Raw genomic sequence first — 20,153 nt, 5'->3', positions numbered from 1 at the left:
TTAAATCTTTAACAACCTATTTACTTTTTCAACTAAACTATTACCGTCTTGACTACCGATAATTGTATCATATCCAACTCGCAACAAGCCCATTGCGGTTACAAATGTATGATCGCTAATATCTCCGGTTTCGTCAACTATTCCCGTAATATCACTTGGATTGATATATTGAACTACTGGCTTCTTAGTAAAAGGCAAATCCTCTGGCCAGCGTCGAGTTTTCAGAGCTTCAGTAATTTTCTTTAGGCTCGATCCGCCACCACACAGTAAAATCCTATTCGGCAAATAATCAACATTATCAAAATCACTCAGCGCCAATTCAACGCCCGATAGCCAAACTTCCAAGGTCTTGTCGATCGCCGCGTCAACTTTTTTCTTTACGCTAGGCTTCAAATTCTCATTATCAATATTTAGCTTCAACTTTTCCGCATCTTTGAAGCTTAAATCCAGGTCAGCTGCAATAGTCCTAGTGAAACTTCGTCCACCAATGCCAAACATCTTTGTGCCTTCGACTCCGCCATCATTAACAACCGCAATATCTGTCGTACCGCCACCAATGTCCGCTAAAATTGCCGTAAAATTGCTATCCGTATCCGATCCCAAAACGCTCCTACTCACCGCAAATGGCTCAGCAGCCACAGCCACTAAATCCAGCGCAAGCTCGTCCGCGACCTTCTCTAGCGCGCCGATATGAACCATCGGAGCAAACGCCGTGTAAATCTGCACCGCCACATCTCGCCCCTGAAAACTAATCGGATTCGAAACTTTATAGCCATCAATATGAATACTCACCAGCGCCGAGTTGACCAATTTCACCTCAACATCTTCATTGCCAGTTTCCAGCGCAATTTGAGCCTGAGCCTTTCCCTGAGCTCGCTCCTGAACTTTCTCAATGATGAACTCCATCTCGGCAATGTCTAGTGGCTTATTCGGCTGCGGCCTGCGATAGCGAATAGTATTCGTCACACCTTTGACCAGTTCACCCGCAATGCCAATAACAACCCGCTTTCCCTGAACGCCAGCTTGATCTTCAGCCTCAGACAGAGCCTCTTCGCAATTCGCCACAACCCCAGCAATATCAGCAATTGCACCGCTGTGCATATCGCCCATTTCCTGCTGTTTTCGACCAACACCAATAATCTTCAGCTCGTCATCTTTAACTTCAGCAATCAACGCCTTAACCACTTCCGTACCAATATCTAAACTAACCAATAGTTCGCGACTATCTTTATCAGACTTCTTTAACATGTCTTTCAATGCCATATAAGAAATATTATATAACGCTTGTGATTTTAGAGCAACAGTTAATTATCTATCTTAAAACAGCCTTGATTCGACGAATTCCAGCCGAGCTAGATTCTTCTTTGGTGATTTTGAATCGCTTGCCATCTTCAGCCAAAACTCCAGTGTGTTCGACGTGTGGACCGCCGCAAACTTCAAAGCTAACGACATTATCATCCTTGCCAATGGAATAAACCTTAACCTCATCACCGTAACGCTCACCGAATGCGCCGATTGCACCCATATTTAGCGCCTCACTCGTTGGATAAACAGCAAAACTAACTGGCAAATCTTCATCAATCCAAGCATTAACCTGATCTTCGACCGCCTGCTTTTCCTCTGGCGTCAATTTATCGTGATTAAAATCAAAGCGCAATCGATCGGCGGTAATATTGCTTCCGTGCTGCTGTAAATCTGGCGCATTCAAAACCTTACGTAACGCCGCGCCCAACAAATGCGTCGCCGTGTGATATTTCAGATGAATAGAGTCATGACCTTCCAAACCGCCGCTAAATTGCCCCTTGCGAGCCGTCTTAGAGCGCTGCCTCTGCTCATCCATTTTCTTAGCGAATTCATCGCGCCAATTGTCCGAAAGCTTAATTCCTTGTTTATATGCCTCTTCCGTGCTGAGTTCCACTGGGAAACCGAAAGTGTCGTACAAAGTAAACAATTCTTCACCAGTCAAGCCATTGTCAATGTAGCGCTGCATTTGTCGCAAACCTTTTCTCAAAGTCTGGCGAAAAGCTTTTTCCTCCTTAACGAGGACGGCAATTATATTGTCGCGATTATTCTTTACCTCTGGAAAATCGGCTTCATACAAATCAGCAATCGTCGGCACAACTTCTTGCAGGAAATTCTGCTCGATCCCCAAATCAAAACTATAACGAATTGCCCGACGGAGCAGACGACGCATTACATAGCCCTGCTCTTTATTACTTGGCACACACCCATCAACCGCCATAAACGCCGCAGCCCTTAAATGATCAGCAATCACTCGCATACTTTCGGTATGTGAAGTGTAATCCTTGCCGCTCAGATCTTGCAGCTTTTCAATAATCGGCCAAAGCAAACTAATCTTAAAGACGTCAGGATCATTATTTACTGCAGCCGCGATTCGCTCAAGTCCAGATCCATGGTCAATATTTGGCTTATCAAGCGGCTCAAATTGCCCCTCAGCAACTTTTTTATATGCCATAAATACGTTATTGCCAATCTCCATAAATCGACCACAATCACAGTTCGGATGACAATTTTCACCAAATTTTGGATCATGCTCAATGAAATCAAACTCATAAAACATCTCACTATCCGGACCACATGGATCGCCAACCGGAGTAGTTTCTGGGCCACCATTACGACTCCACCAGTTTTTACTGCCGTCATAAAAGAAAATTCTTTCACCTGGATTCACACCACGCGCCGCTCCCTGCTCTTCGCTGCCGATATCCGCCATTTTTGCATCAATGCCCTTTTCTGCAAACTTTTTCTGCCACAATTTAGCCGCTTCAACATCTTTATCGATGTTATATTCCGGCGCACCAATAAAACACGTTACATACAATCTCTGCGGATCAAGACCAATTTCCTCAGTCAAAAACGTCCACATCCAGCCAATTTGCTCTTCCTTAAAATAGTCGCCCAAACTCCAGTTTCCAAGCATCTCAAAAAACGTTGTATGACGATTATCGCCAATGTCGTCGATGTCCTGCGCTCGCAAACACGTTTGAGAATCGGCAATTCTCTTACCTTCGGGATGTGCCTCACCAAGCAAGTATGGAATCATCGGCTGCATTCCGGCGCCCGTAAATAAAGTCGTCGGGTCATTAGTTAAAATCAACGGCGCACGCTCAACAACGGCGTGACCCTGTTTTTTATAAAATTCAAGATATTTACTACGTATTTTTTGGGCATTCATGAGTGTAATTATACCATAAAATAACCCCACCTTACAGATGGGGTTTATAGATCAAGTCGCCAATCTCAACAGATTACTCAGCTACTTCTTCAGCTGGCTCTTCTTTTGGTTGATTCTTGCGAAGTTTTTCTGGATTACGGATGGCTTTGTGCTTGTCAGCGGAAACTTCCTTAACCCACTTTGGCAACTTAACGCCAGCTTTTTTCAATAGCTTAACTACGCGCGGCGTTGGCTGTGCGCCATTGTCCAAATATTTCTGAGCCAATTCAACTTGGATATTTGATTCTTTAGTGTGTGGGTTGTAGCTACCGACATAAGCGACTACACGACCGCTTGATGGATGACGATGTGCTTCTTGTACCGCCAAGCGATATACTGGATAACCTTTGCGACCCAAACGTTGCAAACGAATTGCTAGCATAAAATTAATTCTTCCTTTAACTCTACGTTTTATTATTCCTTACTTTAGAACAGTTTACACTATTTTTCCTATAACGTCAATCTGTTTTCACGATTCCGCCACCCAAACATTCATCATCGTCATATATTACCGCAGATTGACCCGCGGCTACGGCACGCTCCGAAGCAGAAAGGTGCACAATATCTCCGTCAATTTTCGCGTCGAATAAAGCGCCTCGATGACGCAGCCGAACTTGCACATTCCTATCTTTATGCGGCGCTTGATTAATCCAATGAACATCCGCCAGCCTAAGTTCTTTTCGCCACAGATTATCATTATCAATCGAGCGCGAAACATAAACTTCATTCTTCTCCATATCCTTGCCCACAACATAATAAGGTAGTCCGCCACCAACATTCAGCCCATGACGCTGACCGAGTGTATAGAAAATTGCGCCGTCATGCTTACCGACGACAGATCCCGTCTGTTGATCAATAATATTTCCTGGCGCAGTTTTAACATATTCCGACAAAAACTCGCGAATTCCAACTTGCCCAACAAAACAAATTCCCATCGATTCCTTTTTACTAGCCGTCCACAAACCACGCTCTTTCGCCATTTCGCGAACTTCCGCCTTAGTAAAATCGCCCAGCGGAAATATGGTTTTTGACAAAGCTTCCGAAGTCACTCGATATAAGAAATATGTTTGGTCTTTATTATCATCACGAGCGCGTAATAATTTGGCCGACGAAGACGATTCATGAGCGACACGCGCATAATGCCCTGTCGCAATATAATCCGCTCCAGCTGCCAACGAAGCCTCTAAAAATATCTTAAACTTCACTTCTTGATTACACATGATATCTGGGTTTGGCGTGCGACCCGCTTGATATTCACGAATCATATAATCTACAACGTTTTGCTTATATTCTTTCTGGAAATCAAAAACTCGAAAATCAATACCCAAACCAACCGCCACACGCTTGGCGTCAGCAACATCTTCCGCCCACGGACAATGCATTCCAGGAAGATCTTCCGACCAGTTTTTCATATAAACACCCGTTACATCATAACCCTGCTCAACCAAAAGTGCCGCAGCCACAGAGGAATCCACACCACCCGACATTCCAACAAAAACTTTCTTGCTCATCTGGACAACCCCAGAGCGAATAGCCCAATTCTCATTAATTCACCCATTGCCAGCCACCAACCCCACGGTGTCAACCACCACCACGAGCTCCAGTTTTTATCAGAAGCAACAGGATGACTTCGAATCTTCACATCGTTAAATTGTGCTGAAAATTCGAGTTGCGCCCGACGCATATGATATCCGCTTGTCACCAAAATCACATCTTCAATTTTTCGCGAATCGACAATTTTCTTCACCTCGGTGGCGTTTTGTCTGGTTGTCTCGGAAGATTCATCCATAACAATGGCTTTCTCAGGAACGCCGCTATTAATCGCTCGCTGGTACATAGCCTTAGCGTTGGACGGGCCAGTTTTATCGGCCGCCGCGCCAGACACAACAATCAACGGCGCCCAACCTTCTTTATACAGTTTAATAGCCTCGTCAGTTCGCGCATTCGTATCGCCACCGCTGACAACAACTATTGCATCAGCCTTATGACAATCGCCTTCGCCTACACTTTGGCATTTTCCCAAATCATTCGGCGATAAATACGCGCTAAGCCCAAAAATCACCAAAGCAGCAAAAATAATTAAGCCAACTAGTTTATGAATCATCGATGAGTCCTCTTCATTTCCGCCTGCACAGCTTCAATGATAAATTCACCAGCCCGCTTTATATTCTCATCATCGTTCAACTTACCTAAGGTAAGCCTTAGACTTCCGTCAATCTCTGATTCGCTCAGACCAACACTCGCTAGTACATGAGAACGCGTTCCAGAATTAGCCGCGCAAGCACTCCCCGTAGCCACTAGAACTCCACGAGATTCTAATAAAAACACCAATCTTTCAGCATCAACTCCAGGAAATGATATATTCAAAAAACTCACCAAACTTTTTTTCATATCTGATGATATCAACACATCAGGAAAAGCTTGCCTCAAATCTTTTACCAAATTTTCTCGTAGTTTTCGCAGTCGCTTCACTTCGGCAGAACGTCGTTTTTGCGCCAATTCCAAAGCCGTCGCAAAACCAACCACTCCAGCCACGTTTTCAGTTCCGCTGCGCAGCCCCAATTCTTGACCGCCACCAAAAATATTAGCTTTCAGCGTAACACCAGGTCGCACCCACAATAAACCAACTTGCTTTGGACCGTAAACTTTTGCCGCAGACAATGTCAATAAATCAACACCCAGCCTTTTAATTTTCACATCAATTAAAGCCGCCGCCTGCGAAGCATCTGTATGAAAAATAAGCGGTAAAGGTTCGCCATTTTCTTGGCGCCTGAGCCGCTCAGCTTTTACAATTTCCGCAATTTCTTCAATTGGCTGGATGTAGCCCAGCTCATGATTCACCAGCGCAACACTAACAAATCCAACGTCTGGCGTTAACATTTTTTTAACCGTGTTCGGGTCTATTCGTCCATTTTTCATTGGCGGAATTAGCTTCACTTCCGAACGCGCCTTTGCGGAATTAATCACCGAATCATGCTCAATTGCCGAAATTAAACTTACGCCATTTGCTGCATTGAACGCCAAATTGACAGACTCAGTTGCTCCAGCTGTCATTATCAATTCATCAGCCATCACACCCAAGCAGCGCGCCAGCCGAGCCTTCGCGTCCTGATATTCACGCTTTGTAAATATTGCTGGAGCGTACGGACTAGACGGATTGAAAAACTTTTCAGAAAAATATGGCAACATCGCCTCAATCACCAACGGATCCATTGGCGTTGCAGCAGCATGATCAAGATAGATATAGTCTTTATTCACTTTTTTATTATATCAAAGCGGCTGACCGGTTTGCGGATCTTTCTTATATAATTGCCGAGAAACTCGCTCGTAATATTCCTTAGTTGCCAAGACAAAATTCTGAAGCTCGTCGCCCTCCAAATAGCTATATCTATAATTCGGCTGAATCTTCAAAATCCCCTTTGGCTGCACTTCATAACGCGTCGTCAATTCTTGCCGACCACCCTTACCATCGGCAACTTCTTCATACCAAATCCAGGTATCTTTATCTAAATTAAAAAATTCTCGTCGCGCAACATACGCCGGCTTCTCGCCAAAAATCGTTGCGCCAATTTCACTTTCCAATTGGATTAGCTCGCGCTCGGTAAATTTCTTTAATGGACGATCTTTTTTACGAAATTTCAGCAAAGATACTGCGTCACTATCATCAGCAAAAACCAAACTTCGTACTTTTTTCAAAAACTTAGTCACTTATTGCACCTCGTTAGCTTTAGTTTTTCGAAGATCTGCTAATATATTGCCAATTTCTTTCACAGACTCAACAGGATCAGTAGGCTTCTTTTTTTCACCAAGCACTTCCCTGCAGTGCTTAAGCGCTTCATCACTGCCACCTTTAACTGCGACCTCTCCTAAATTGGGATTTAGTTTAGAGTCAAAGTTATCCTTCTCGGCATTATAATAAATTCTATAAACCTCTTTAAGAGCTTTAATTTCAGGTGTTTTTGTAACACATTCCGGCGTACTACTCATTTTCTCCACTTTCAAATGCCAAAAAGTTCTTTTGTGTTGTGAAGAGTGGCCTGGCTTAAAACATCAAAATCAATATTTCGCTGCTTCGCCCAATATTCAGCCACCAACTTCACATATTCTGGCTTGTTTATATTACCACGAAACGGCGCTGGTGTCAAGAATGGCGCGTCAGTTTCTAGCAATAATCGCTCCAGCGGAATTGAAGCGAACAATTCTTTCTGCAATTGATCCTTTGTGAACGTGCTAATTCCATTAAGTCCAACGTACAAATTTCGCGAAAAACCTTTTTCCAAATTGTCACACGTATCGGTAAAGCTATGCAACACGCCGTGCAGTCCAGGAAAATTGTCAAAAATTGGCCAAAAATCATCCCAAACTGACGGCTGACCCTTCGCGCCATCGCGAACATGAAAACTTACCGGCAAATCATAATCTATTGCCATTTGAAGTTGTGCCTCCAAGCCCTCAATTTGTGTTTCCCGCGGACTGTTATTGTAATAATAATCGAGCCCAATCTCACCAATTGCCACAATCGGAGAATTTTCCGTCTTATTCTCCAGCAAAGTTTTGACATCTTCCCAGCCATCTTTCGTATCGTGCGGATGAACGCCAATTGCCGCCCAAGTAAACTCATGGTTCGCGGCAAATTCCACAGCTTGGCGGCTACTTCGCTGGTCAGTACCGACACAAATAATACCAATATTCGCCTCGACCGTTTCTTTGTAAAATTGCTCGCGATTGTCCGTAAAAAATTCCGTATCGTGCAAATGACAATGCGAATCTATCAGACGTAAACCCTCAGTCGCACTTTTCTTATCAGCCTCAATCATAAACTATTTAACCTGAGATTCTGTTTTCGAAGCGCGTGGATCTGGCGTGTGAATATATTTGCGCGGGAACAAAGGCGTCAATTCTGACGGCACTACACCACTAGCAAACATATCATGAATTTTCTCGGCAGTTTGCGGCATAAATGGACGAAGCATGTCAGACACTTGCAATAATGTGCCACAAGCGTGCGCCAAGATCTCACTCAAATGCGACTCCGCTTCTGGATCTTTATCACGATTTTTAGCAACCTGCCAAGGCTGAACTCGCTCAATATATTGATTCAGAGAGCGAACAATTAGCCAAATTTCGTCCATTGCTTGGTCAAACATATAACTTTCCATTGCTTGACGATACGGTCCCATGTCGTGCTCTGACTGTGGAGCGTCGCCAATAACGCCCGCTTGATAACTCTGCACCATTTTAGCGACTCGCTGAACCAAATTGCCCAAATCATTGCCAAGCTCACCATTATACGCAGCTTCAAACTTTTCCCAAGTAAAGTCGCCGTCATCTTGCGTTGGTACGTGGCGCAAGAAATAATATCGAAACGCCTCGGCGCCATAATCTGGAATAATATCGGCTGGACCAACACCATTTCCGAGACTCTTTGCCATTTTCATTCCGCCAGAATTGATAAATCCATGAACAAGCAATACTTTCGGAAGTGGTAAGTCTAGTGCCATGAGCATTGCTGGCCAAATACCAGCGTGGAAACGGAGAATGTCCTTACCAATGACTTGCACGTCAGCCGGCCAAAAAGATTGCCACTCTTCTGGACGATCAGGATAACCGATAACCGTAATGTAATTACTGAGAGCGTCCAGCCAGACATACATGACTTGATTATCATCACCAGGAACCGGCACGCCCCAGCTAAGATTTTTACGCGGACGAGAAACCGACACATCTTTCAAGCCATCTTTCATCAATTCCAAAAACTCTTTTTTACGGAATTCAGGCACGATTCTCATTTTATTTGACTCAATCGCCTGACGAATATCGTCCGAAAAAGCACTGGTTTTAAAATAGTAATTTTCCTCGCTCAAGCGCTGATACGGAGTTTGATGATCTGGACAAACCCCATTATTATCGGCAGCTTCTTTATCCGTAACGAAAGCTTCGCAACCCTGACAATACCAGCCTTCATACGAACCTTTGTAAATGTAACCAGCCTCAACGAGCTTTTGCCAAATATATTGCACCGCAGCAACGTGATGCGTGTCAGTTGTTCGAATAAAATCAGTCACTGAAATATTCAGCTCAGCAATCATATTCTTAAAATTAACGTGCGTTTGGTCGACATATTCTTGGGGTGTTTGATTTTGGCTGGCGGCTTTGGCGGCAATCTTATTACCATGTTCATCTACGCCCGCCTGAAAACGAACTTCACGCCCGTTCTGTCTGGAATAACGTGCCCACACATCTGACAACATATAATCCATAGCATGCCCAATGTGTGGCAAGCCGTTTACGTAAGGAATAGCGGTAGTGATGTAAGCGTGTTTCTTAGTCATGATATATATTATATCACCACTAGAGCAATTATCGCAGACACCACTCTTTCAGTAGCCTCTTCCAATCTTCAATCGCCAAATCTTCAGCGCGAGCATCTGGTGAAATTCCTGCATTTTTCAGCAATTCTTCCACGGCACTTTTATCAATCCCCAGCCCACCGCTCAAACTAGAACGCAACTTCTTACGCTTTGCAGAAAATCCAGCCTTAACAATGCGGAAAAAATCTCTCTGATCTTCTGGAATAATTAACGGATTGTCGTGAGTCCTCAAAACTACAACCTGCGAGTCAACTTTTGGCGGTGGCGTAAAAAATTGCCTCGGAACTTCAATATCCAGCTCCGCTTCGGCAAAAACTTGAACGCTCACAGATAGAATGCTCATATTCCCAGCCTCTGCCGCAATTCGCTCGGCAACTTCTTTTTGTACCAACAGCACCGCAATGCTCGGCTTATTTTCCGCGGTCATCAATTTTTCAACAATTTTGCTAGTGATGTAATATGGAACATTGGCTACAACTTTATAATTTTTTGGCAATTGATTCAGATTAAATTGCAATATGTCTTGGTTTACGACAGTTAATTTCTTACCAGGAAACTGCCCTGGTAACTTGCGTGCCAAATCCGCGTCAAATTCCACGGCAGTCACTGAATTAGCCCGAGCCAACAAGCGACTAGTCAAAGTGCCTAACCCTGGTCCGATTTCCAACACGACATCATCACTCGTCAATTCGGCCGCTTCAGCAATATCCGCCAAAATCTCCGGATCCTTCAGCCAGTGCTGTCCGAGCGATTTTTTTGGTCCACGAGAAGAAGCCATTTAGCGTCCATCTCCATTCGTCCAGTCGGTCGCCAAGTCGAATCCGTGCGGATGTTTGGCTGCAAATCCACCAGTATCATAAACCTTACCCGGACCCATGCTGGTCTCAACCACCGAACATCGCGGATAATTACCATAATTAGCCGCCACCAAAATATAGCCATCCCTATCGACCTTCGCGCCGTCCGCCCGCACCGTATAAGTACCGCCGCTACCACAAGCTTTTATCACAATATTCATCGGCAAATCATAATACGTCTCGCGGTGCGCCACACCCTTGGAGTCGGTAAATATCTGCGCGCCCTTACTTTTCGTCAATGGATTTTTAGGCTTCGTGCCAATTATTTCAATCTGCTTCTTTGGCTGCTTTGTGATTTCGCTAGCAACTTCCTTACGACTAATCTCGCGCTCATTCTCTACCTCAACCTGATAAGTCACCTTCCGCACACCTTTTTCCCCAAGCTGCTTAACACTCTTAAATCCAATCGGCTGAGAATCGTCCTTAATCTGCTCAATCTCAAAATTAACATCAACTTCTTCGGTTATCGTTCGCTGTTTTGATCGCTCAATCTTCATCACCAGACCAACACCGTTCACCAAAAGATCGTCAGAATTCGTAAAATGCGTCTTATCTTCGCGGTACAAAGTCAGCCCAGCGGCCTTCGCAATCAAAGCCGGTGTTTGTTCAGCGGTGGTTATTTTCAGGCGTTTATTTCCATCGACGATTGTTATTGGACGAGCGCGAAAAATATTGACCTGGTATTTTGCGCCTGTCAATTCCATATCAATATTTGGCTCAACCGCGTCAATCTTTTCGTCAATCGTAATCTTAGCCGCACGCAAGGCCTGCCGAACGGTCAATGCATTTGTGATAATGGTCTTTTCTTCACCGCGATCATAGATACGAACTAGATGTTCATTAGAAGCATTACCATCAGCAAACGAAATCATTGGAGTCGCAATCGCAACCAACACAGCCAATCCAATAATTTTTCCAAAAAATAAACCTTTTGCGCGCATAATCATATAATGACTTGTTAACCTAGTCAAATAAATTATATCAGATTAAGCACTTTTTATCTATAGACTGCAACCAACTTACGCCGCCAGCGTTAGTCTACCACCATTTTTGGCGATTCCATGCATTGTAAGCCCCAGCCCAACTACCATATCTACTTATCGCATAATTATTGAAAACTCTAATCTGGCAAACTGGATCACTCTGCCAGTTTGGACAAGCCTGAGAAAGCTTATTTATATTCGTCTGACCGAGCCCAGCATATTGCCCATTCCTAGCCGTTGTTCGCCAAGTTGACTCTTTCGTAAAAATGAAGTTCACGTAGCCATAATCATCAGGGCTAATGCCAGCCGCAGACATCCAATCCGAATGAGATCCAGAAGGTAGACTAACTTTCGTCCCCACAATCTCAATCTGCTTCTTTGGCTCTTTTGTTACAACACTAGCAATTTCCTTACGGCTCACCTCTACGCCGTTCTTCATTTCAACTTCATAAGTGACATTTTTCTTACCATTCTCGCCCACCTGTTTTACTTCGCGATATCCCGAATCTCGATTCGCGTCTTGAACTTTTTCAACCTCAAATTTCACATCTTCTTCGGCGGTTATAGTTTGCTTGCCATTACGCCAAAGCTCAATTTTCATTCCAGGAATAATTTTTGCCGAACGATCTACGGATAGCGTATCATCTTTCTTTGGATCAATATTCTTCTCTTTCAATAGCTCGCCAACCGTCTTAGCGTGCGTGCGAATGACAGATTCTTTGCCATAAAGTACAAAATTAACCATCGACGCTCTGTCAATTTTCATCACCATGTTTGCGCCATCAACCGCCATATTATCAGAGTTGGATAAAGTAGTTTTGTCCTCTTCAAAAACTTCAATTCCAGCAGCCTTCGCAATCAAAGCTGGCGTTTGTTCAGCTGTGGTTATTTTCAGGCGTTTATTTCCATCGACGATTGTTATCGGACGAGCGCGGAAAATGTTAATGCTGTACCTCTCTGCCACCATCTCCGAATCAAGACTCGGCTCGACTACGTCTTGGCGTTCATCAATAGAAAACTTAGCCAATTTCAAAGCCTCGCGAATCGTCCTCGCTTTTGTAACAATCGTCTTTTCTGCGCCCCTGTCGTAAATCGTCACCAACTTTTCGCCAGCCTTAGCTGCTGGCTTAGTAGCGTCAGCCAATGCTTGATTGACAAAAAATAAACCGCTAACCAGCATCAATATCGCGCCAGAAACGAACGTAATTTTCTTAGAATAGTGTTTTGCTTGTAATCTTATACCCATAAGTTCACACCCACAACGCAGGTATTCTTATTATATCAAATTTTCTCCAAGCGCGCGAACTCGACGTTCAATTTCTTAATATTTCCATTGTCAAACTGAACCGTAACACTTAGCCCTTCGCTGTCAATAATTTCCCCCGAACCAAAACTCGGACTGCGAACTCGATCACCAACCTCCAAACCAATATCTTCTGAATAAAAATCAGGCTCTACCATCGGCTGAGCTGGCCTATCAACACCACCAGCCATCAAGCCCATCTCATCCAAAAACCTCGATGGCATATTATAGCCAATCTGACCAAATTGCGTCCGAGAGCTAGCACAACTAACGAATAATTCTTCCCTCGCCCGAGTCACGCCAACATAGCACAATCGACGTTCCTCTTCAACGTCATCAGCATTGCCGCTATCAAACACTCTTGCGTGCGGCAAAATCCCCTCTTCCAGTCCCGCCAAAAAAACCACCGGAAACTCCAAGCCTTTAGCCGCATGAAGCGTCATGAGCGTCACTTGCTGATCGGCAGTTGTGTCAGTCGAAGACATCAAAGCCATCTCTTCCAAAAACGTCGCCACGTCAACGTAAGCCTTCGCTTCCGATAAAAGCACCCCGATATTTTCCATTCGTTCCTCAGCTTGCGGCGTTCCGTCGTTTATAAAATCTTCATAGCCAGTACTTTTCATGATTTTTTCAATCAGTTCGGCCGGAGATCCGTCAATTTCCTGCTGCAAATCGTGCAATTTTTGACCAAACTCTAGCAACGGACGTTTTGCGCGCGCTGTCAAAGTATCCGCCTCCTCAACCGCCAGCAACCCGCTAATTATGTCCTTCCCTGTCGCGTCATTCCAGTCCAAAAACTTAGAAATACTCACCACGCCAACGCCACGTTTTGGCGTATTCACAATTCGCAAAAAACTGACTCGATCACTCGGCTGATATAACAATCGCAGATATGCTAACAAATCCTTAACAACCGCTCGATCCAAAAATCGCAAACCGCCGACAATTTTATACGGAATATAACTCTGACGCAGGGCTCGCTCAATTGCGTAACTTTGTGCATTCGTTCGATACAACACCGCCACGTCGCCATATTGACGACCGTTCGCAATTTGCGCCTGAATCTCATTCGCAATCGCCAAAGCCTCCTCGGACTCATTATATAATTGCCATAATTTCGGCTCAACACCGTCGCCATTCGCTGTCCATAAATTTTTATCAGTTCTATGAATATTATGACTAATCAGCGCATTTGCCATATTCAAAATCGCGCCAGTCGAACGATAATTTTGCTCCAACTTAACCACCGTCGTACCTGGAAAATCACGCTCAAAATTGAGAATATTAGTGTAATCAGCGCCGCGAAAACTATAAATCGACTGAGCGTCATCACCAACCACGCATAAATTGCGACGCGAATTAACCAACAATTTAATTAACACATATTGCACAGCATTCGTATCCTGGTACTCGTCAATCAAAATATGTTCGAATTGCTGCTGCCATTTATGACGAATGTCTGGCTTACTTCTCAATAATTCCACAGTTTTTATCAATAAATCGTCAAAATCCAACGCCGAAGCATCTTTCAGAGCTTTTTCATAAGCAAAAAACAATTCAGCTATTTTCTGCTCTCTTGGGCCGCGAGTTGAAGCCGAAAAATCCTCAGCACTTCGCATTTCATTTTTAGCATTCGAAATAGCCGAAAGTACAGCTCGAGGTTTAATATCTTTATCCGTCAAACCGCGAGCCTTCATAATTTGCTTCATCAAGCTTATTTGATCGTCGGTATCATAAATTAAGAATCGCTTGCTCAGACCAATATTTTCACCATCCATCCGCAACATTCGCACGCAAATACTGTGAAAAGTTCCCATCCACGGCATAAATTGCCGATTTTCAGAATCCTCACCCAGTATTTGTGCCAATCGCTGACGCATTTCCTTCGCAGCTTTATTAGTAAATGTAACCGCTAATATTCGACTAGGAAATATCTTCAACTCGCCAATCAAATAAGCAATTCTATGGGTCAGAGTTTTGGTCTTTCCAGATCCGGCTCCAGCCAAAATCAACAGTGGCCCATCAGCGTGCGTCACCGCTCGAGCCTGCTCGCTATTTAATCCGTCAGTAAATTTAGACATATATCTATTTTATCAGCAAAAAGTACGAAACAGCGCCGCCAGCCATACCAATTGCCAAAAATAGAACAATAAGCAGCGCTATTAATAATCCAGATTTTTTCTTTTCTTTGTCGGCTGAAGGTTTTACCTCTGTAGATACGGCGGCAAACATCGGTGCCGGCTCAGAATCCATAGTTTCTTTTTCGGATAATTCAGAAGACTCAATCAAAGAACTGTCAATGTCAGTGGACATTTTATCGTCTGAATCTTCAGGGACACCAGCCTCCTCAATTGCTATAATTTCTGGACTCAAATCCATTGGTGAGTCGGGTGCATCACCCAAAGAATTTTCGCTCATGCTGTAATTAGATAAATTGGTATTGTATTGATGTTCCAATTTTACATCCTCAGAATCAGCGGGCATAGACGTATCTTCATCGCTATTCATCTCAGAATTAGTCATAGTTTGGTTAACAGAACCAAGTGGTCGCTTCTCCACTTCAACATTAGCGATAAACGGAGATTCCAGCGGCGTAGTCATCGGTGTAGCAGAAGCTTCACTATTACTTACGGCTAATGATTGCGCTATCTTATCTGTCAATGACAATTCCTCAGCAGGCGCATCTTCAATCTCCGCAAAAGTAGATTCATTATGTACATCTTTAAGATCAGGGGTGTCACTAAGATTATCTGATTGAGCAACTATATCAGACATTTCTTTCCCTACCGCAGAATGTCTATTATTTGTACTAATCACGTCCACCAAATCAGGCGAAGGCTGAATTGTCGTGCCAGTTCGGGATGGAGTGGGGGCAGCAGGTTTTTGGATAGTGCTGACAGATGAAGGTCTAACTACATCCATGAAACGACCAGTTGGACGCTTTGCTATAACAGACGTACTTTTTACTTCGCTAGCAGCCACGCCAGGAGCTCTGTTGATTATTGAGTCGTTAGCAACTTTCTCATTCGCAGGACTATCGATCTCTTTAGGAGTCATATCGTCGTTAGAAGGCTCTTTTTTTACTTCAGGCTGAGAGATCGATGATAAAGGAGTAGAAGCAACAGACGAAGGCGTAAATGGAGTTACCGGAGGTGCAAAACTAGTACCAATAGAGTTCTCCGGTTCAGACTTTTCCTCTACGGACGCAGACGCAGAAACCTCGTTATTATTTTCATTAGCCACCACTGGAGCTTCCTTTTCTCGCTGCTTATCCATAAGAGAGCTTACCGCTCTATCCAACTCATCAAAATCAATATCTGTCATATGCCCCCTATTTTTTAACCTTTATGTGCTTTTGAGATTATCTCCTTAAATTGATATGCATCCAAACTGGCTGCTCCAACCAATAAACCATCAAGTTCATCAATTGCTAAATAATCCGCGGCGTTTATTGACGTAATACTTCCACCATAGACAACTCGAACTGATTCCGCCGCTTTTTTACCATACAAATGAGAAATATGTCGTCGAATCATCTGTGTGGCTTTTTTTACATCAGACGCTTTAGCGCTGTCGCCAGTACCGATCGCCCAAACTGGTTCATACGCAATAACCACTTCATCCAGCTCGTCCGCCGTCACATTAGCCAGACCGCTAGTCAATTGATCAGCCAGAACATCCTTCGTTTCGCCAAGAGTCTTCTCTTGAATCGTTTCACCAACGCACAAAATCGGATGAATACGATTTCGAATTGCCGCCTGAACTTTCAGTCGAATATCTTTTTCGCTTTCAATGAAAATATAGCGACGTTCCGAATGGCCAATTATCACATAATCAGCAATTCCACGAAGATGCGCCGCTGGAATTTCTCCCGTGTACGCGCCTGAATCCCGCCAATAGCAATTCTGAGCCGCCAACTTAGCGATCCGACGATTAATTTGTAAACTCAAACTCTGCAGCGCCAAAATAGTAGGCGCCAGCACCACTTCAACATCTCTATGCGACGGCAGCGTATTCATCAGCTTATGCAAATATAAGCTAGCCTCCTGCATATTGAAGTTCATTTTCCAGTTACCGATGATTAACTTTTTTCTCATGAGATAATCCTTATGCTTAGTTTATCACCTCAAACCGTATGCGTCTAGTAAACTTTCGATTCCAGGCAATTTTTTACCAGCCATCAAGGCCATGCTAGCTCCGCCACCAGTGGAAACATGGGTAAAATTGGCACCGTCATGCCCGTCCCATTTCAATATAAAATCAGCCGTATCTCCACCGCCGACTATTGAAACAACCCCTTTATTCTGGGCAATAGCTAGCGCTACTCGTGCCGAACCAATTGCAAAATTATCAATCTCAGCATAGCCCAGCGGACCATTCCAAATAACCATCTTCGCGCCGGCCAGTATTTTCGTGAATTTCTCAATTGTCTGACTTCCAATATCCAGCGCCATATCTGAGTTCTTTATTTTATCAATATTAACTTCTTGACGAGGAAAATCCTTAGAAATCTCTGGCGCAACTGCCACATCAATCGGCAATACCAAAAAATCGTCAACATTCTCTACGCCAACCTTAGCCGCCGCCAAATCATAAATTTCCGCGACAACCTTTTCCATTCCTGACTCGAACACGCTCTTGCCGACATTAAATCCACGACAATGTAAAAACGTGTTTGACATAGCGCCGCCAATTAAAATCCGATCCGCCTTTTTAATCAGACGCTTAATCAGCAATATTTTATCGCTAACTTTCGCGCCGCCAATAACCGCAACCAACGGACGTTTTGGCTTATTCATCGCCTCGGTGATAGTTACATATTCTTTTTCTAATAGCAATCCCGCTAGCCCTGGAACACACAATGTAATCGCATGAGTACTGGCGTGCGCCCTGTGTGCGACCGCAAATCCGTCCTGCACAAAATAATCTGCTCGGACAGCGCGTTGAATTGACTTGGCAAATGTTAAATCATCAGCCTCCTCCTCGTCATAAAAGCGTAAATTCTCCAACATAAGAATACTGCCTCGTGGCGCGCGGCGAACGGCTTGATGAACAGCTTCGCCCACACAATCATCCAGCAATTCTACCGGACGGCTCAGCAACTTGGATAGGTGATCTGCGACAACTTTCAGACTAAACTTAAGATCCTTACCTTTTGGTCGCCCCAGATGAGACATGATAACAATCTTGCAATTCTGCTCCAGCAAATATCGGAGCGTGGGCAGCGAAGCACGAATTCTTAGATCATCAGAAATCTGACCGCGCTTTGTTAGCGGCACATTATAATCTGCTCGCAGAAGAATAGTTTTTCCACGTAGATCAACATCGCGAATTGTTTGCTTCGGAAATTTTCTGCCCACCCAAATTCTCCTTATGACAACGTCTTGACTTGGATATTGTCAGTTTTTCCTGGTTCTGGATTGTGGCCGCTAACAAGCACAACCGTAACTGGGTCCGCACCGAAATAACCTTCTTGTTTCAACTCATCAGCTAGCTTAGTTGCTGCATTTGGGTCGTTTGGTCGAACATATGGACGAGAAGCGTACCTTAGCGCCAACTTTTGCGCAGTCTTCACATCTTCGGTCACACAAACAATTGGTAGGTTCGGACGATATGCGGCAACGTTAATTGCAGTAGCACCAGTGTGTGTTTCCGCAATAATAGCTCGAGCCTTAATTCTCCTTGCCAATTGAGCTGCTGTGTAGCTTAAAATCGCGTCAGTTTTTTCACGCATTTCAGCCTTTTCTACCAACATTACTTCACTGTGTTCTTGAGTGTAGATAATAGTCTTGCGCATCGCACGAACGGTCTCAACAGGATATTTACCATTGGCAGTTTCGTCAGACAACATAACCACGTCAGCGCCTTGGATTACGGCATTTGCAACGTCGCTAACTTCAGCGCGACTTGGCTCTGGATTGTCAACCATACTGCCCATCATTTGTGTCGCAACGATCACTAGCTTGCAATATTTACGACACAAGGCAATAATTCGACGCTGTACAACTGGGACAATTTCCGCACCAGCTTCCACCGCCAAGTCGCCGCGAGCAACCATAATACCGTCACTAGCCTTAACGATTTCCTCCAAATTCTCTGGATCAACGGCAGACTTAGTCTCAATCTTGGCAATAATATTGGCTGTCGAGCCCAAGTCTGTCAATCGACGACGCAAATCAATAATGTCATCAGCTTTTTGAATAAAACTCAATGCAACATAATCAAAATCTTGGCTTGCACCCCATTCCAAATCGTTAATATCTTTCTGAGTAAGAATGTCGCCACCAAAATCTGTGTCTGGCAAGTTCAAGCCCTTGCGGCTCATCAAAAAACCATCATTCTGGACTTCTACGCGAATTGCAGTTGGGCTAACAATTTCTCGTACAACCGTTCTGATCTTGCCGTCAAACATGTAAAGCGGCTCACCGACTTTCATCTTCTCCGCCAAATTGTACTGCACTGGCAAATTGAAGCTGCCGTCATGCTCAGTAATTTCTGAGTCCAAGACTAACATATCGCCAACCTTAACATTCAGCATGTTATCTTTCAAAACGCCCAGGCGAATCTTTGGACCTTGCAAATCTTGTAGAATTGCTACAGGCTTGCCCAACTGTTTACTAGCTGTGCGCACCCAATCGATCTGCTCAATTCGCTCCTCGTTAGCGCCGTGGCTAAAGTTCATACGGATGCCGTTAACGCCGGCCTCCAACAATTGGTAAACCTTTTCTTGGCTGAACGTTGCTGGCCCAATTGTTGCTAATATTTTTGTTCGTTTAAATATATTATCACTCATTTTTAAAATTATATCACGAAATAACAGTGATGAAAAATGGCGCCAAGGAGACTTGTAATACTTATTTAATGTCAAGATTTGCGTTAGTCAAGACTAGATTACCCATTTTCTTAATGCTAGAATATAAAATATTATGCCAGAAATAGATAAATATATTATTTCAAAAATTTTGTTCTTTATTTTCGGCTCAACTACTGTAATTATTTTCTTTTTGTTCTATACTGGAGTATTTATAAATATCGTTGGGTCCATAGAAGCTGCAATTACGATATATTGCATAAACACCGCCCTGCTGATACCCGTAACAATCTGGTATGCAATCGAGCGCTCACATAAACCGAAATATAAGGAGAGCGATATACTTGAAGCCTATTCTGAAATGATGTCTCGGACTGACGATGAGTCCGCTGCCAAAGAAACTACAAAGCAACAATGAAAAAACTCGCCACAATAAGCGAACTATTTCAAACATTCTTTATGGTGTGATTTTACGCCCAAGCTCGAACCTATCTTGAGAGCAAGCCTAGACTCTAGCAAATACATCAGGACAAAGCCCTGTTCGGCGGGTCGCCCGCACCCCGACCCGCCGGGACAGCCAGCGATAACTAGTT

19 protein-coding genes are annotated in these 20,153 nt (G+C 43.9%); 1 reads left to right on the top strand and 18 read right to left on the bottom strand.

From position 1 onward, the window contains the following. The 18 genes from LRM50_RS03445 to pyk form a co-directional block, all read right to left on the bottom strand. Positions 1–1,263 carry a cell division FtsA domain-containing protein gene (locus tag LRM50_RS03445; RefSeq protein WP_129743692.1) on the bottom strand — a complete coding sequence of 421 codons (1,263 nt, stop codon included), beginning with the start codon at positions 1,261–1,263 and terminating at the stop codon, positions 1–3. 49 nt (positions 1,264–1,312) lie between these two features. Then, entirely contained in the window at positions 1,313–3,196 is a 1,884-nt protein-coding gene (locus LRM50_RS03440; RefSeq protein WP_243809884.1) for an alanine--tRNA ligase, read from the bottom strand. Between the two features lie 73 nt (positions 3,197–3,269). Next, positions 3,270–3,617 (bottom strand): 30S ribosomal protein S16, encoded by a 348-nt coding sequence (gene rpsP, locus LRM50_RS03435; protein WP_243809883.1) that lies wholly within the window; start codon positions 3,615–3,617, stop codon positions 3,270–3,272. 76 nt (positions 3,618–3,693) lie between these two features. Continuing rightward, positions 3,694–4,746, bottom strand: coding sequence for a tRNA 2-thiouridine(34) synthase MnmA (mnmA, locus tag LRM50_RS03430; RefSeq protein WP_243809882.1), 1,053 nt, complete (start codon positions 4,744–4,746; stop codon positions 3,694–3,696). Then, positions 4,743–5,339 (bottom strand): YdcF family protein, encoded by a 597-nt coding sequence (locus LRM50_RS03425; protein ID WP_243809881.1) that lies wholly within the window; start codon positions 5,337–5,339, stop codon positions 4,743–4,745. The genes mnmA and LRM50_RS03425 overlap by 4 nt, the downstream gene beginning before the upstream one ends. Continuing rightward, a complete protein-coding gene (locus LRM50_RS03420; protein ID WP_243809880.1) occupies positions 5,336–6,493 on the bottom strand; it encodes a cysteine desulfurase family protein in 1,158 nt (385 codons plus the stop codon). The genes LRM50_RS03425 and LRM50_RS03420 overlap by 4 nt, the downstream gene beginning before the upstream one ends. Positions 6,494–6,505: 12 nt before the next feature. Next, a complete protein-coding gene (locus tag LRM50_RS03415) occupies positions 6,506–6,943 on the bottom strand; it encodes a hypothetical protein (RefSeq protein WP_129636418.1) in 438 nt (145 codons plus the stop codon). Continuing rightward, positions 6,944–7,222, bottom strand: coding sequence for a hypothetical protein (locus tag LRM50_RS03410; RefSeq protein ID WP_243809879.1), 279 nt, complete (start codon positions 7,220–7,222; stop codon positions 6,944–6,946). It lies immediately after the preceding gene. 11 nt (positions 7,223–7,233) lie between these two features. Next, the gene (locus tag LRM50_RS03405) at positions 7,234–8,052 is read right to left on the bottom strand and encodes a TatD family hydrolase (RefSeq protein ID WP_243809878.1); all 819 of its coding nucleotides are present in this window, start codon (positions 8,050–8,052) and stop codon (positions 7,234–7,236) included. A 3-nt stretch (positions 8,053–8,055) separates the two neighbouring features. After that, positions 8,056–9,567 carry a methionine--tRNA ligase gene (gene metG / locus LRM50_RS03400; protein ID WP_243809877.1) on the bottom strand — a complete coding sequence of 504 codons (1,512 nt, stop codon included), beginning with the start codon at positions 9,565–9,567 and terminating at the stop codon, positions 8,056–8,058. A 28-nt stretch (positions 9,568–9,595) separates the two neighbouring features. Then, on the bottom strand, positions 9,596–10,384 hold the full coding sequence (gene rsmA / locus LRM50_RS03395; protein WP_243809876.1) for a 16S rRNA (adenine(1518)-N(6)/adenine(1519)-N(6))-dimethyltransferase RsmA: 789 nt from the start codon (positions 10,382–10,384) through the stop codon (positions 9,596–9,598). Further along, entirely contained in the window at positions 10,385–11,410 is a 1,026-nt protein-coding gene (locus tag LRM50_RS03390; protein WP_243809875.1) for a resuscitation-promoting factor, read from the bottom strand. It lies immediately after the preceding gene. A gap of 91 nt (positions 11,411–11,501) precedes the next feature. Next, positions 11,502–12,692, bottom strand: a complete 1,191-nt coding sequence (locus tag LRM50_RS03385) for a resuscitation-promoting factor (RefSeq protein WP_243809874.1) — start codon at positions 12,690–12,692, stop codon at positions 11,502–11,504. A 35-nt stretch (positions 12,693–12,727) separates the two neighbouring features. Continuing rightward, complete coding sequence (locus LRM50_RS03380) at positions 12,728–14,830, bottom strand: ATP-dependent helicase (RefSeq protein WP_243809873.1); 2,103 nt, start codon at positions 14,828–14,830, stop codon at positions 12,728–12,730. 4 nt (positions 14,831–14,834) lie between these two features. After that, entirely contained in the window at positions 14,835–16,073 is a 1,239-nt protein-coding gene (locus LRM50_RS03375) for a hypothetical protein (protein WP_243809872.1), read from the bottom strand. Between the two features lie 14 nt (positions 16,074–16,087). Continuing rightward, positions 16,088–16,846 (bottom strand): triose-phosphate isomerase, encoded by a 759-nt coding sequence (tpiA, locus tag LRM50_RS03370; RefSeq protein ID WP_243809871.1) that lies wholly within the window; start codon positions 16,844–16,846, stop codon positions 16,088–16,090. A 24-nt stretch (positions 16,847–16,870) separates the two neighbouring features. Next, positions 16,871–18,109, bottom strand: coding sequence for a phosphoglycerate kinase (locus LRM50_RS03365; RefSeq protein WP_243809870.1), 1,239 nt, complete (start codon positions 18,107–18,109; stop codon positions 16,871–16,873). Between the two features lie 11 nt (positions 18,110–18,120). Further along, positions 18,121–19,542, bottom strand: a complete 1,422-nt coding sequence (gene pyk, locus LRM50_RS03360; RefSeq protein ID WP_243803792.1) for a pyruvate kinase — start codon at positions 19,540–19,542, stop codon at positions 18,121–18,123. Positions 19,543–19,675: 133 nt separating this feature from the next. Here pyk and LRM50_RS03355 point away from each other — a divergent pair, with 133 nt between their 5' ends. Then, positions 19,676–19,978, top strand: a complete 303-nt coding sequence (locus tag LRM50_RS03355) for a hypothetical protein (RefSeq protein ID WP_243809869.1) — start codon at positions 19,676–19,678, stop codon at positions 19,976–19,978. Positions 19,979–20,153 lie beyond the last annotated feature (175 nt).

Origin of the sequence: Candidatus Nanosynbacter sp. TM7-053, assembly GCF_022828375.1 — a bacterium.
In the GTDB taxonomy this organism is placed as follows: Bacteria; Patescibacteriota; Saccharimonadia; order Saccharimonadales; family Saccharimonadaceae; genus Nanosynbacter.
The sequence above is the reverse complement of the archived record's forward strand: the minus strand, read 5'-3'. Positions and strand labels throughout refer to the sequence as shown.